The sequence below is a fragment of the Flavobacterium sp. TSSA_36 genome, from assembly GCF_051547165.1.
Classification (GTDB): Bacteria; Bacteroidota; Bacteroidia; order Flavobacteriales; family Flavobacteriaceae; genus Flavobacterium.
The window spans coordinates 238,993-254,017 of record NZ_JBPTTP010000005.1; the positions used below are offsets into that span (position 1 = coordinate 238,993).

Sequence of the window (15,025 nt, forward strand, 5' to 3'; positions counted from 1 at the left end):
AAAAAATATTAAGGAAATCTTAAATGATTTTCAAAAACAGAACAAAATATTTACTGTATTTTCGCTAAAATTTAAACAAAAAAAATGCCCCTCTATAAAAAAATTTCAGCACTGAGTTACTTAGCCATTTTCTACTTATTGATAGGCTTATTTCTGAGAATAATTTTACTCTTTAATCCAATTACACAAAGTTCATTTACGACAATTGAAATTCTAAAAATATTTAGTTTGGGTTGTCTCTCCGATTTCTTTGTTTTCGTGGTAGCTAGTTTCTTTTTATGGTTGTATTTGATTTTTATTTCTAATTCAAAGTACAATAAGCCATATGGTTATATCATTTTCGGGCTTTTATTAACTATGTTAGCTTATATTTCCTTTGGAAATACTATTTTAGATGAATACGGTGGCGCTTTGCCTAAAATAGGAATTATTTTCATTGCGACTAAAACTTTCTTTTTCGGACTTTTTTTATTTTTACCACAATATCGAGAGCGTTTCCGTCTTTGGATGTTTTCCTTTGTCCTATTTTTATATGTTTTGTTGCTTTTACAAAATGGGATCAGCGAATACTTTTTTTGGAATGAATTTGGAGTAAAATACAACTTTATTGCCGTGAATTATTTAATTTATACCAATGAAGTAATTGGCAATATTATGGAATCATATCCCATAATTCCGATCTTCAGTGTACTTTTTGCTGCAGTGGGTACACTAACCTTTTATCTAGTTAAATACACTAAAAATTACCTACAACACATTCCTAATTTTAAGCAAAAAATTAAGCTTTCAGCTGTTTATCTGATACTATTTGTGGTGTCATTATGGGCTATACCTACTTTGTCTAAAACTGAAAATTCGATTAATATTTTTGCCAATGAATTGCAATCTAATGGAATTTACAAATTCTATCAAGCCTTTATGAAAAGTGAGTTAGATTATTTTAAATTCTACAAAACGCTACCTAAAGAAGAGGCCAATAGCCATCTTCAACGATTAATTCCAGGTAGTAATGAGAATACTTTTTTAAGAACAATTGGTTCTGATTCAACCGAAACTAAAAAAAATGTTGTCTTGATCACTATCGAAAGTTTAAGTGCTGATTTTATGAAGCGCTATGGTAATGATAAAAATCTTACCCCATTTCTGGATAGTTTGGCAAATAAAAGTTTAGAATTTACAAATATTTATGCTGTTGGAAATAGAACGGTTCGGGGGTTAGAAGCCGTTACACTTTGCTTGCCTCCTACTGCTGGTGAAAGTGTCGTAAAAAGAAAAGACAATCAAAACAAATTCACTACCGCCTCAATCTTCAAAAAAAAGGGATATAAAGTAAATTATCTTTATGGAGGAGATGCTTTTTTTGATAACATGGAATCCTTTTTTGGAGGAAATGGATACAATATAATCGATAAAAAGACATTTCAACCCCAAGAAATTTCATTCGCAAATGTTTGGGGAGTCTGTGACGAAGATATGGCCAAAAAAGCGATTCAAACCATGAACGCTGATGCTAAAACAGGAAAACCTTTCTTTTCCCATTGGATGACTGTCAGTAATCATCGTCCTTTTACCTATCCAGCAAATAAAATTGACATTCCGAATGATGCCAAGTCAAGAGAAGGAGGCGTAAAATATACGGATTATGCCTTGAAACAATTTTTTGAAATGGCAAAAAAACAGCCTTGGTTCAAAAATACAATTTTTGTAATTGTAGCCGATCATTGTGCTTCAAGTGCTGGGAAAATTGAACTCCCCTTAGATAAATACAGAATTCCCGCCTTTATTTACGATCCAAGCCAGAATAAGCCCAAGCAATTCAATACAGTAATGTCACAAATTGACATTATGCCTACAGTTTTCGGATTGTTACATTTTGACTATCAGAGTAAATTTTATGGACAAGATGTAATGAAAACTACTTATCAACCAAGAGCTTTCATTGCTACCTATCAAGACTTAGGATTAATTAAAGACAATGTATTAACCATTCTTTCTCCTAAACAAAAAGTAAAACAATTCAATATTCTACTAAAACCAGACCTTAACATCCCAAATGAATACCAAACTCATTATGAAGAAATTGAATTACAAACTCCAAATATAAAAAGCGAAAAAGAGGCCATTTCGTATTACCAAACAGCCTCATTATTATTAAAAAACAAAAAGTACAACAATGTCAATTAGCTAAGTTTCAAGATTACAAATAATGATGTAGAGGCAATAAAAATCCATAAAAGTACTCCTTGTAACAAGGGTTTTACCCCTACTTCTTTTAATTTATTAATATTTAATCCTGAGCCTATTAAAAATAGAGTAACCGTTAAACCTAATTTGGCAATAGTTACAAAATAAGGAGCTACTACAGCTATTGAAGAAACATAAGTATTGACAACTAAAGCTAAAATAAATAAGAAAATGAAATAAGGAATTTTCACTTTACTTTTTCCATTTTTGAATAAATAAGTAGATCCAACTGCAATCGGAATAATCCATAAAGCCCTTGCCAATTTCACAGTAGTGGCAATTTGCAAAGCTTCAGCACCATATTTATTAGCAGCACCAACTACAGAACTAGTATCGTGAATCGCAATAGCACACCACAAACCAAAATCATGTTGTGAAAGTGATAACCAATGACCAATTGCAGGAAATAAAAATAAAGCAACTGAATTTAGAATAAAAATTACACCCAACCCTACAGAAGTTTGATTTTCGTTAGATTTTACTACAGGAGCAATAGCCGCTATGGCGCTTCCTCCACAAATTGCAGTCCCACATGAAATCAAATGTGATATTTTTTTATCAATTCCCATCCATTTCCCAACTAATAATCCTAGTATCAGCGTAGAAAAAATTGAAGCCACAGTAAACAAAAAGCCTTCTTTACCAGCAGATATCGCACTATGTAAATTCATCCCAAAACCAAGTCCAACAACTGAAACTTGCAATAAAATTGAAGTAGCTTTATGATTTAAGTGCAAAAATGGATGTCCAAATAAATTAGCTATTACTAAACCAATTAATAAAGCAACAGGAGGTGAAATTATAGGAAAAACTACGCAAGAAACTAATAATAGTATAAAAATGACCTGTTGTGTTGTCCTATTTAAAGAAAATAAATGTTGTTTTGGGGTGTCGTGGGTATCTGAAATAGTTTTCATTTTGATATTTGTTAAAATTACTTTGCAAAGATCCGACGATTATCCACCAAAAACCAATACTAAAACACGATAGACTATAACCCTAAGTTATAATAAGAAAATAAATTTTTCAAAAAAAGTTCCGACAACGTATCTGATTTCCCCATCAAAGTTATTGCATAAACCAACCGCTCAAATGTCAAACCTTCTACATCGATAATCGCAAGTTCTTTGTTTTTTAACTCACTAGCTACTGAATAAATTGACATAAAAGCCAGACAATCTGAATGTAATAAATAGGTTTTAATACTTTCTGTACTTCCTAATTCCATCTCAATTTGTAAATCACTGAGACGCATACCACATTGCTTTAATCCATATTCAATAACTTCAAGTGTTCCAGAACCCCGTTCTCGTGTCAATAAACGCAATGATTTTAGCGCTTCAATTGAAATGACATTTTGTTTAGCCAAAAAATGATCGGCATGGCAAACTAAAACCAATTCATCCTTCAAAAAAGGGACATATTTTATGGACTGGTTTTTAGATTGTCCTTCAACAATTCCAACTTCAATTTCTTTATTTAGCAAAGCCGTTTCAATTTGTTCTGAATTACCGTTCATTAATTGAATACTTATCTCTGTTTCTTTCTCATGAAATTGAGCTAAAACCGGAGGTATTACATATTGAGAAATGGTGGTACTAGCGCCGATTTTAAGAAGTCCTTTGCGTTTACTTACAAAAGAACTCATATCAAATTCGATGGCTCTGTAAATATCAAAAATGGATTTCGTATGACCTAATAATAACATCCCAGCTGGAGTTAATGCGATTTTAGAACCATTTCTTTCAAAAAGCTTCGTTTTATAGGTTTCCTCTAATTCTTGAATATGCTTTGAAACAGCAGGCTGACTAATGTACAATTCGGCAGCCGCCTTGGTAAAATTAAGTCGCTGTGCTACTGTATAAAATACTTTTAACCTAAAATCCATTCTTGCTACTGTTTAAATTGAATTATCCAAAATTACAACAATCCATGGTATTTACGAATAAACCATTCCGCAGATAAAGCAATAGCAATGATAATTAAAAGGAATACCCAATCAATTAAAGGAGTCTTTTTAATACTTTCTTTTTCAATTGGCAAATAGGAATTTTGCAGCAATAATTCTTGTATCAATTGATCAATTTGACTCGGAAGAAATACTTTTCCTTGCGTTTGCTCGGCTAATTGTGATAATTTGTTGTAATCCGGAATAACAAATTGCTTTTCGATATCAAAATCTAGAATTTCAAAACGTCCTCCATAACTAGTGTTCGTATTCAATTCTTTGACTGTAAAAGTATAACTTCCGGCAGAAAGACCATCTAAATTGACTTGGTAAGCGTTTGTTCCTTTAAGCATATCATAATTTTTTTTCTGCTTACTTTTAGTATTTATTACTGTAATACTTAATCGAGCATTGTCGTCAAACTCATAATTTTTATTAAAAAATTGCGCCGTTATTGCAATAGCTTCTCCTGAATTATAAAAATTATCATGAGTAACCTCTAATGCCTTCTTCGTACTTTTCGTGGCCAAAAATTGCATTATTTTATCAATAAAAACATCATATTTCTCAAAAGACTGCGTAGCTATATGCGATTGCAAACGCCATTTCCAACTATTCTCCCCTAGTAAATAAGCACTTCGTCTTGTGCCGTTTTCAGCAAATGCTACTAAAGGCAAACCTGTTTCCATACTTCTGATTTTGGAAGTAAGCAAAAGAGAAACATTTTCCTTTACATTAATAGTACCAAAAGGATGTGACAAGGGTGGGAAATTCTCAAAACCAATATTCTCTAAGGCAAATAAATTGAATTTTGAGTTAAATGAAGCTAAGAAATCCTCCTGCTGATTAGTCATTTTAAAATCGATATCGGATTGCTGCTGATTCAAAAAATTAAAATCCGTCCCCGTTCCTGTAAGTACAAAAGTAGCCGTACCTGCTTTTTTTGCAACGTCAAAAACAGCTTTAAATGTAGTATTAGGCTGATAGCAAATCAAAACATTACAATCATGCAATAAATTAATATCTTGAGGTTTAACTACAACTACTTGATGTTGCGCATTAGTTTCAATAGCTCGTTTTAGTGCTCCTATATCCGGATGATTTATTGCAGATATAATTGCGATTTTAGTTCTTTGATCCAATACTTCAACCGCAAAATTAGTAGCATTATTATAGCTGTTTTTTTCTTTTAAACCCGAACTAAGGGTAGCTTTATACAGATGCAACCCCATTTCATTAGCAGGTAAAAACACCGTAAAAGAGGCGCTTTTTTGCGTGGAATTAAAGTTGACGGATTGTTTGGCAATCGTATTTTTTCCCTCAGCTATAGAAAAATTAGCTACTACCGGACGATTTCCTGAATAGTGCACAAAAACTTCTACGGGAAATTTATTTTTGTAAAACGCATATTTATTGACATTTAATTGACTAATTTTCAAATCAAAAACAGCCGTTGTATCCCCTAAAACTACGGGAAAAACACGATTTTCGGTCCCAAAAGCATACACATAATCATCTCCTGAAGTCTGATTTCCATCTGTAATTAAAATCGTTGGAAAATAACCCTTTTTATACAAATTCTTCAAATCTTTGGCTACAATATCCAATCTGGTTTCTGTTCCCGTAAAATTAAAAGTGTCGGATTGTTCTAAAGTGGCATCAAATAAATAAGACTGTACGTCAAACTTTCTTTGCAAATCCTTATTTGAAATCAACTGCTGATACACTTTTTGGGCCTGAGTATTTGCCCTCAAATTAATAATAGAACTAGAATTATCTACAATAATAGGTAAAGGTGATTTAACAATTTCTAATTCAGTTTTACTTATAACCGGATTGATTAACAGCAGTAAAACTCCAAAAAGAGAAGTAAAACGTAAAAAAGCCAAAAGCCAATATATTTTTGATTGGCTTTTGACTTTATGAAGGTAGTGAAAGTACGACAAACCTGCAGCTATAACTATTGAAAGCAGTAGTAACAAAAGTTGGTTTGTTGTCATATTTCAATTTTAATTAAAATCTAGGTTCAAGATATTGCATTGCTTTCATGTTCAACAACAACTATCTTCTTTTTATGATGTTACAATCAATTATGCGAGTTTGAAACATTAAAAGCTTAATTTAAAATACACTATCAAGGTCAAGAAATACCAATACCTAATCGCTAACAGGTAAAAAAAATATTCTTTTTAAATAGTTCAAAGTATTCAAACTAGCATTTATTTTAAGTCAACATTCCACCGCAAACATTCAATACTTGACCGGTTACATAAGCACTCATATCAGAGGCAAAAAACAAGCATGCGTTGGCAACATCGTCAGTTGAACCACCACGTTTCAATGGAATTCCTTCTCTCCAGCCTTTCACAACATCTTCGCTTAATTTAGCAGTCATTTCTGTTTCAATAAATCCTGGTGCAATCACATTGCAACGAATGTTACGAGATCCTAATTCTAAAGCTACCGATTTTGAAAAACCAATAACACCTGCTTTTGAAGCAGCATAATTAGTCTGACCCGCATTTCCCTTAACACCAACCACAGAACTCATATTAATAATGGATCCTGAACGTTGTTTCAAGAAGGTTTTCTGAATCGCTTTGGTCATATTAAATACCGACTTCAAATTCACATCAATAACTTGGTCAAAATCAGCTTCAGACATTCTCATCATCAAATTATCTTTCGTGATTCCAGCATTATTTATTAGAACATCAACGGTTCCAAATTCAGCTATAACTGAATCTACAAAAGCTTGTGCTTGATTAAAATCGGCCGCGTTCGATTGATATCCTTTTGCTTTAATTCCAAGCGCATTTAATTCGTTTTCTAAAACTAATGCAGACTCAACTGAAGAACTGTAGGTAAAAGCAATATTCGCACCTTGTTTTGCAAAAACTTCTGCGATTCCTTTTCCAATTCCTCTACTTGCGCCTGTAATAATGACTACTTTTCCTTCTAATAATTTCATTTTTTCACTATTTATTATTCTGAAACAAAATCAAATAAACTCTAATAACAAGAATTAATTTATCTCATTTTCAAAAGATTATTATTTTATGGGGTAAAATTTGAGTGCCAAATATAAGATTTTTCACTTTAAATAAAAAAGCCCTTCTAAAATCCATTCTAAAAAAGGAGGTACTAAGAGGACATTTACCCTTTTCTTCTCTTTCTTTCTGTCTTGATTAACAACAGTTCTCGACTTGTTTGACCAGCCACTGAAGTGTTTTCTTCGGCACGTCTAATCAAATAGGGCATCACGTCTTTGACAGGGCCAAATGGCAAATATTTAGCTACATTATATCCCTTTTCAGCCAAGTTATAGCTGATATTATCACTCATTCCATACAATTGACCAAACCAAATGCGAGAATCATCGCTTTTTAGACCTTTTTTCTCCATCAAATCCAACAATTTATAAGTACTCAATTCATTATGAGTGCCTGCAAAAATGGACATGATTTCAATATGATTCATCATATAGGCTACTGCAGCATCATAATTTTCATCCGAGGCTTCTTTAGAGGCACATATAGGCGTTGGATAATTCATTTCTTGAGCACGAAGATTTTCTTTTTCCATGTAAGCACCTCGAACTAATTTCATTCCAATAAAAAATTGTTCCTCTTGGGCTTTTTGATGTATTTTTTTTAAATAATCCAAACGATCCCAACGATACATTTGCAAAGTATTAAAAATAATCGCCTTTTCTTTGTTGTATTTTCGCATCATATCAGTCACTAAATCGTCAGCAACATCTTGCATCCAACTTTCTTCAGCATCAATAAGCAAAGCGACATCATGAATGTAAGCTTCTTTACATACCGCATCAAATCGAGCCACCACTTTATTCCACTCGATAGTTTCTTCTTCGGTTAATGGTTGTTTTTGACCTAATTTTTCATATAAAGCTAACCTTCCAAAACCAGTAGGTTTAAAGACCGCAAAAGGAATAGCTAGCCTTTCCTTGGCAAATTCTATGGTTTTTAAGGTCATTTTCAGAGCAGCATCAAATTGCGCTTCCTCTTCTTTTCCTTCTACTGAATAATCTAATACAGAGGACACTTTTTTGGTATACATTTTATCAACCACTCCCATGCAATCATTCTCATTTACCCCTCCACAAAAATGATCAAAAACAGTAGCTCTAATAAGACTTTCCACAGGCAAATTTGCTTTAATTGCAAAATTAGTAACCGCAGTACCAATTCGAACTAGCGGCTCACTAGCAATCATTTTAAACAAAAAATAAGCTCTATCTAGTTCAGTATCACTCTTTAAAGCAAAGGCAATTTGCGTGTTATTAAATAAATTGTTCATTATTTGTTAAATTTTTATTGCAAATATAGATAGAGTTTTGAATTATAATAACTAAAAATTGTCTTATTTTGCGACTTTAATATTTTGAAAATCATGACAACAATTGAAGCTAATAATTATCCAATTCATTTTAATGAAAATGCCTATCTAAATTTGAATCTGTTTTTAAAAGAAAACAAATATTCCAATCTTTTCATTATTGTCGACAGCCATACTACAGACAGTTGTTTACCAAAGTTTTTACCCAATTTAGAAACAGAATTAACGATTGAGATCATTGAATTTGAAGCAGGTGAAATCAATAAAAATATTGAAACTTGTATTGAAATATGGAATGTTTTGACAGAGTTAGGGGCGGATAGAAAAACGTTAGTTATCAATTTAGGTGGTGGCGTAGTTACTGATTTAGGAGGTTTTGTGGCTTCTACTTTCAAACGTGGCGTGGATTTTATTCACATTCCAACCACCTTATTGTCTATGGTAGATGCATCAGTGGGTGGAAAAAACGGAGTAGATTTAGGAAATTTAAAAAACCAAATCGGCGTGATTAATGTCCCAAAAATGGTACTGATAGACACCGCTTATTTAGAAACACTCTCTCAAACCGAAATGCGCTCAGGCCTAGCCGAAATGCTAAAACACGGATTGATTTTTGATAAAGAGTATTGGGCAAAATTCTTAAACTTAGCCTCAATTGACTTCTCAGAATTCGATACTTTAATACATAGATCAGTAGCCATTAAAAATGAGATAGTAAAACAAGACCCTACTGAAAAAGGAATTCGAAAAGCCTTAAATTTCGGACATACCCTAGGGCACGCAATTGAAAGTTATTTTTTAGAAAATCCAAATAAAATCACCCTTCTTCATGGAGAAGCTATCGCAATAGGAATGATCCTAGAAGCTTTTATTTCTATGAAAAAAAACTTACTTACCACACCTGAATATCAAGAAATAAAAAATACACTTAAAGCTATATATGATGCTGTTTTATTTGAAGATTCAGATATTGAACCCATTTTACAGCTCCTGATCCACGATAAGAAAAACGAGTATGGTACGATACAATTTGCACTAATTGATGGAATTGGATCGATAAAAATTAACCAAATAGTTGAAAACGAATTAATTCTTGAAGCCTTTGATGATTACAAAATATAAAAGTTATTTTAGCAAAAAGCATTGTATTTCGAAGATTAAATTTTTTACATTTGCACCGATGAAAAAAAATCAAAATACCACTACTAACAATAAGGGTAAAAACAAAAAAGAGCGGTTTTTAATCAAATCATTCCAACGTTTTTACACCATGATTGGGTGCGTAAATTTTGATCCTTTTCAATACATCAAAACAGAAAACGAAAAACTACAAATTAGGTACGCGAATATTAGGGTTTGAATCAAAAATTACATTGTTTTAAAAACTTATTTATTTTTTCAAATCATACCAATTTCAAATGAATACAAAATATTTCGACCTAATCAATCAAACCTATTATTTCCCTCAGGAAGAATTCAAACTAAACAAGGACAACTTACAATTTCACAATATTGATTTGATGAAATTAGTAGAAAAATATGGTACTCCTTTAAAATTCACCTATCTACCTCAAATTTCTAACAACATTAACAAAGCCAAAAGTTGGTTTCGTAAATCAATGGAAAAAAACAAGTATGAGGGAAAATACTATTATTGCTACTGCACCAAAAGCTCTCATTTTGAATACATTATGAATGAGGCCTTCAAAAATAATATCCACATTGAAACCTCTTCAGCCTTTGACATCAATATAGTTGAAAATCTACTTGAAAATGGCAAAATAAACAAAAGTACTTATGTAATTTGTAATGGATTCAAAAGAGATCAATACGTTGAAAATATCGCCAGACTTGTCAATAATGGTCATAAAAACACAATACCAATTATTGACAATTATGAAGAATTAGATTTATTGCAATCACAAATCAAAAACAAATTTAAAATTGGTATTCGTATAGCTGCGGAAGAAGAACCAAAATTTGAATTCTATACCTCCAGATTAGGTATTGGATATAAAAATATAGTTCCTTTTTACAAGAAAGAAATCAAGGAGAATAAAAAACTGGAACTTAAAATGTTGCACTTTTTTATTAATACCGGAATTAATGATAATGCCTACTATTGGAATGAATTAGTAAAATGTATTAAAGTATACGTAGCACTAAAAAAGGAATGCCCAAGCTTAGATAGTTTAAATATTGGGGGTGGTTTTCCAATTAAAAATTCGTTGACATTTGAATACGATTACCAATACATGATTGATGAAATTATCAATCAAATCAAAATTGCTTGCGAAGAAGCAGAAGTAGATGTACCACACATTTTTACAGAATTTGGTTCCTTTACTGTAGGAGAAAGTGGTGGTGCAATTTACCAAGTATTATATCAAAAACAGCAAAATGATAGAGAGAAATGGAATATGATCGACTCGTCTTTTATCACTACTTTGCCAGATACTTGGGCAATAAATAAACGTTTTATTATGCTAGCTGTTAATCGGTGGAATGATACTTACGAAAGAGTTTTACTAGGCGGTATGACTTGTGATAGCGATGATTACTACAATTCAGAACAAAACATGAATGCCATATATTTACCTAAATATTCTAAAGAGAAACCATTATATATAGGCTTCTTCAATACAGGTGCCTATCAAGAAACCATTGGTGGATATGGTGGATTGCATCATTGCTTAATTCCTCAACCCAAACATATTTTAATCGATAGAGATGAAAACGGCATATTAGCTACTGAAGTTTTCTCAGAACAACAAACTTCAGATGATGTTTTAAAAATCTTGGGTTACGGTAAAAAATAAAATACAAATCTTAATATTTACATTAAAAATTTTTTAAATTTGAAATATAAATTATTGATTTTTAATGTCTTAAACAATTTATAATGAATAAAGGACCTATCAGTCAGTTTATAGAAAAGCACTATTTGCATTTCAATTCTGCATCATTAGTAGATGCAGCTAAAGCATACGAACAACAACTTGCTAATGGAGCAAAAATGCTAGTAAGTATGGCTGGCGCAATGAGTACTGCAGAAATAGGAAAGATTTTTGCTGAAATCATTCGTCAAGATAAAGTGCAAATAATTTCTTGTACCGGTGCCAATCTTGAAGAAGATATCATGAATTTAGTAGCACATTCTCATTATGAAAGAGTACCTAATTATCGTGATTTAACTCCTCAAGATGAATGGGATTTATTAGAAAGAGGCCTAAATCGTGTTACTGATACTTGTATCCCCGAACATGAAGCTTTTAGACGTTTACAAAAACATATTTACAAAATTTGGAAAGATGCTGATGACAATGGGGAACGTTATTTTCCGCATGAGTTCATGTACAAAATGTTACTTTCAGGAGTTTTGGAGGAATACTATGAAATTGATCTAAAAGACAGTTGGATGTACGCTGCAGCTGATAAAAATTTACCTATTATTGTCCCAGGTTGGGAAGATAGCACAATGGGTAATATCTTCGCTTCCTATGTAATTAAAGGAGAATTAAAAGCTTCTACTATGAAGTCTGGAATCGAGTACATGACTTATTTAGCAGACTGGTATTCAAAAAACTCATCTAACGGTATAGGATTTTTCCAAATTGGCGGTGGAATTGCAGGTGATTTTCCAATATGTGTAGTACCAATGTTGTATCAAGACATGGAAATGCATGATGTGCCTTTTTGGAGTTATTTCTGCCAAATTTCTGATTCAACCACTAGTTATGGTTCCTATTCCGGAGCAGTGCCAAACGAAAAAATAACCTGGGGAAAATTAGACATTAACACCCCAAAATTCATTATTGAGTCGGATGCTACTATCGTGGCACCTTTAATTTTCGCTTATTTGTTAGATTTATAGAATATTTTTATGAAAAGAGTAATTGTTGATTACGCTAAATTGACTAACGAAATTTTAAATCTTTTAGTAGAAAAATTTCCTGATGGTTATGATGATTCGGATATCATTCGTTTTAAAAATGCAAAAAACGAATTAATTGAAGCTGTTGAAGTACGTACTGAAGACACTATTTATTTAGTGAAAGTAAGTACAAAATTAGCTGACAGAATTGAAAATTTTGATGAAGATGATGATATTGATGTAGTTGTTCCTATCAGCGGAATAGAACTTGATGATGATGATGCCGTTTCAGATGACGACGAAGATGATGATGATTCAGACAAGCCTGATTTAGACCCAGAAGATGACGAAGATGGTGAAAATGATCCTATAGAAGAGGATGAGGAGGAAGACGAAGATTAACTTCTACTTTTCAAAAGACATAAAAAAAAGGATTCAATTTTGTTGAATCCTTTTTTTTATATATTTGTAAAACAAACTATTATACGCCATTATGACTACTATTTCACTACACGCCGCCTTAAAAGAAAATTTTGGTTTTGAAAAATTCAGACCTAATCAAGAAGAAATTATTAGATGTATTTTATCAGGTGACGATACCCTAGCCATTATGCCAACTGGTGGAGGCAAATCCATTTGTTTTCAACTCCCCGCATTGGTACAACCTGGGATTACCGTAGTAATTTCACCTTTAATTGCATTGATGAAAGATCAAGTTGACAGTTTAAAAGCAAACGGAATAAATGCTTGTTACATCAATAGCACTCAAACGCCTCAGGAACAACAATACCTCATAAATGGGCTACAAGCTAACGATTTCAAGTTAGTATATCTCGCTCCTGAAAGTCTCTCCTATTTAGATCATGCATTCAGTCAATTAAAAATAAGCCTTATTGCGATAGACGAAGCACATTGTATTTCATCATGGGGACATGATTTTCGACCAGCTTACACCAATTTAGGATATTTAAAAAATCGCTTCCCGACAACACCTATCTTAGCACTAACGGCTACGGCAGATAAAGCCACTAGAAGCGATATCGTAAATCAATTGAATTTGGTTAAACCCAAAATATTTGTTGCCTCTTTTGACAGAAAAAATCTTAGTTTAGAAGTTCGACCAGCTTTAGATAGAATCAAACAAATCATTGATTTTATTGAAAATAAACCAAATGAATCCGGAATTATTTATTGTCTAAGCAGAAAAACAACGGAAGAGCTTGCAGAAAAATTACAAAACAAAGGAATTAACGCAAAGGCTTATCATGCTGGTTTAGAAAATACTACACGATCAAAAGTTCAAGATGCATTTATAAACGATGACTGTCAAGTTGTTTGTGCTACAATTGCTTTTGGAATGGGAATAGATAAATCCAATGTTAGATGGGTAATACATTATAATTTACCTAAAAATATTGAAGGTTATTATCAAGAAATTGGACGTGCCGGAAGAGATGGATTACCCTCTGAAACAATTCTTTTCGAAAGTTATGGTGATTTAATACAGTTACAAAAATTTGCTTCAGAAGGTTCAAATTCCGAAATACAACTGGCTAAATTAGAGCGCATGAAACAATATGCGGATGCTCTAAGTTGTAGGAGAAAAATATTGTTGTCATATTTTGGAGAATTAGTCAAAGAAAATTGTGGTAATTGTGATATATGCAAAAACCCACCTGCTTTTTTTGATGGTACCATCATCGCTCAAAAAGCACTTTCTGCAATTTCAAGATTAAAAGAATCTGAAGCATTAGCAGTTGTAGTTGATTTTCTTAGAGGCTCAAAAAATGCTTCCATTTATGACAAAGAATATCAAAATTTAAAAACGTATGGTATTGGAACAGATATTTCGTGGTATGATTGGAATCAATACATAATTCAATTAATAAATTTGGGGTATTGTGAGATTGCGTTCCATCAACAAAACAAATTAAAACTTACATATTTAGCTAAAAAAGTGTTATTTGAAGGAGAAAAAGTAAAACTTACAACAGTACTAAAAAAGGAAAAAACAAAAGTCGAAGCAAAAAAACCTATTGGAAAAACGGCTACAGATTCTTTATTTGAAATTTTAAGAAAACTAAGATCTGAACTTGCTAAAAAAGAAGAAGTTCCAGCATATGTGATATTTAATGACGCTACCCTCAAACAATTTGAAAATGAAAGACCAATGAGTGAAACGGAATTTTTAGCAATCGATGGTGTAGGAAAGGTAAAATTAGAAAAATATGGAGATCAATTTATTAATGCAATTATAGCGTTTACCAAAAATAAAAATGAAAAAACGAAAAAAGAAGCCACCACTTATAAAGAAACTTTAGCCCTCATACAGTCAGGTTTAACTATTGAAGAAATCGCATCAAAAAGAAATTTAGGTCAAAGTACTATAGCATCACATTTAGCAAAGTTATATACTGATGGACATGCAATTCCCATTGATAAATTCATAAATAAAGAAGAAATTTCCAAAATAAATGAAGCCAAAATTAAATTAGAATCACCCCTTACCCTCAAACCTTACTTTGATTATTTCGAAGAGCAAATTCCCTACGACAAAATTAGAATTGCATTAGCTGTACTTGAGAAAACATCAATAC

11 protein-coding genes are annotated in these 15,025 nt (G+C 32.1%); 6 read left to right on the plus strand and 5 right to left on the minus strand.

Annotated features, from left to right (window positions below):
- Positions 1 to 84 precede the first annotated feature (84 nt).
- Complete coding sequence (locus tag ACSVH7_RS11715) at positions 85 to 2,184, plus strand: LTA synthase family protein (RefSeq protein WP_438066881.1); 2,100 nt, start codon at positions 85 to 87, stop codon at positions 2,182 to 2,184.
- On the opposite strand, the gene ACSVH7_RS11720 is transcribed toward ACSVH7_RS11715, so the two are convergent.
- From ACSVH7_RS11720 to ACSVH7_RS11740, 5 genes are all read right to left on the minus strand, one after another.
- On the minus strand, positions 2,181 to 3,161 hold the full coding sequence (locus ACSVH7_RS11720; RefSeq protein ID WP_438066882.1) for a YeiH family protein: 981 nt from the start codon (positions 3,159 to 3,161) through the stop codon (positions 2,181 to 2,183). The two genes, ACSVH7_RS11715 and ACSVH7_RS11720, sit on opposite strands and share 4 nt — an antisense overlap.
- A 74-nt stretch (positions 3,162 to 3,235) precedes the next feature.
- Positions 3,236 to 4,132 carry a LysR family transcriptional regulator gene (locus ACSVH7_RS11725; protein WP_438066883.1) on the minus strand — a complete coding sequence of 299 codons (897 nt, stop codon included), beginning with the start codon at positions 4,130 to 4,132 and terminating at the stop codon, positions 3,236 to 3,238.
- Positions 4,133 to 4,164: 32 nt separating this feature from the next.
- Complete coding sequence (locus ACSVH7_RS11730; protein ID WP_438066884.1) at positions 4,165 to 6,192, minus strand: hypothetical protein; 2,028 nt, start codon at positions 6,190 to 6,192, stop codon at positions 4,165 to 4,167.
- A gap of 224 nt (positions 6,193 to 6,416) precedes the next feature.
- On the minus strand, positions 6,417 to 7,163 hold the full coding sequence (fabG, locus tag ACSVH7_RS11735; RefSeq protein WP_438066885.1) for a 3-oxoacyl-[acyl-carrier-protein] reductase: 747 nt from the start codon (positions 7,161 to 7,163) through the stop codon (positions 6,417 to 6,419).
- Between the two features lie 185 nt (positions 7,164 to 7,348).
- The gene (locus ACSVH7_RS11740) at positions 7,349 to 8,515 is read right to left on the minus strand and encodes a proline dehydrogenase family protein (RefSeq protein WP_438066886.1); all 1,167 of its coding nucleotides are present in this window, start codon (positions 8,513 to 8,515) and stop codon (positions 7,349 to 7,351) included.
- A 93-nt stretch (positions 8,516 to 8,608) separates the two neighbouring features.
- On the opposite strand from ACSVH7_RS11740, the gene aroB reads away from it, so the two are divergent.
- From aroB to recQ, 5 genes are all read left to right on the plus strand, one after another.
- Complete coding sequence (gene aroB, locus ACSVH7_RS11745) at positions 8,609 to 9,676, plus strand: 3-dehydroquinate synthase (RefSeq protein WP_438066887.1); 1,068 nt, start codon at positions 8,609 to 8,611, stop codon at positions 9,674 to 9,676.
- 296 nt (positions 9,677 to 9,972) lie between these two features.
- Positions 9,973 to 11,373 (plus strand): arginine decarboxylase, encoded by a 1,401-nt coding sequence (locus ACSVH7_RS11750; RefSeq protein WP_438066888.1) that lies wholly within the window; start codon positions 9,973 to 9,975, stop codon positions 11,371 to 11,373.
- Between the two features lie 83 nt (positions 11,374 to 11,456).
- Positions 11,457 to 12,428: a deoxyhypusine synthase family protein gene (locus tag ACSVH7_RS11755; protein ID WP_438066889.1), complete on the plus strand. Its 972-nt coding sequence runs from the start codon at positions 11,457 to 11,459 to the stop codon at positions 12,426 to 12,428.
- A gap of 9 nt (positions 12,429 to 12,437) precedes the next feature.
- On the plus strand, positions 12,438 to 12,830 hold the full coding sequence (locus ACSVH7_RS11760) for a DNA primase (protein WP_438066890.1): 393 nt from the start codon (positions 12,438 to 12,440) through the stop codon (positions 12,828 to 12,830).
- Between the two features lie 91 nt (positions 12,831 to 12,921).
- Positions 12,922 to 15,025: DNA helicase RecQ (gene recQ, locus ACSVH7_RS11765; protein ID WP_438066891.1), on the plus strand; the 2,104-nt coding region annotated here is incomplete at its 3' end.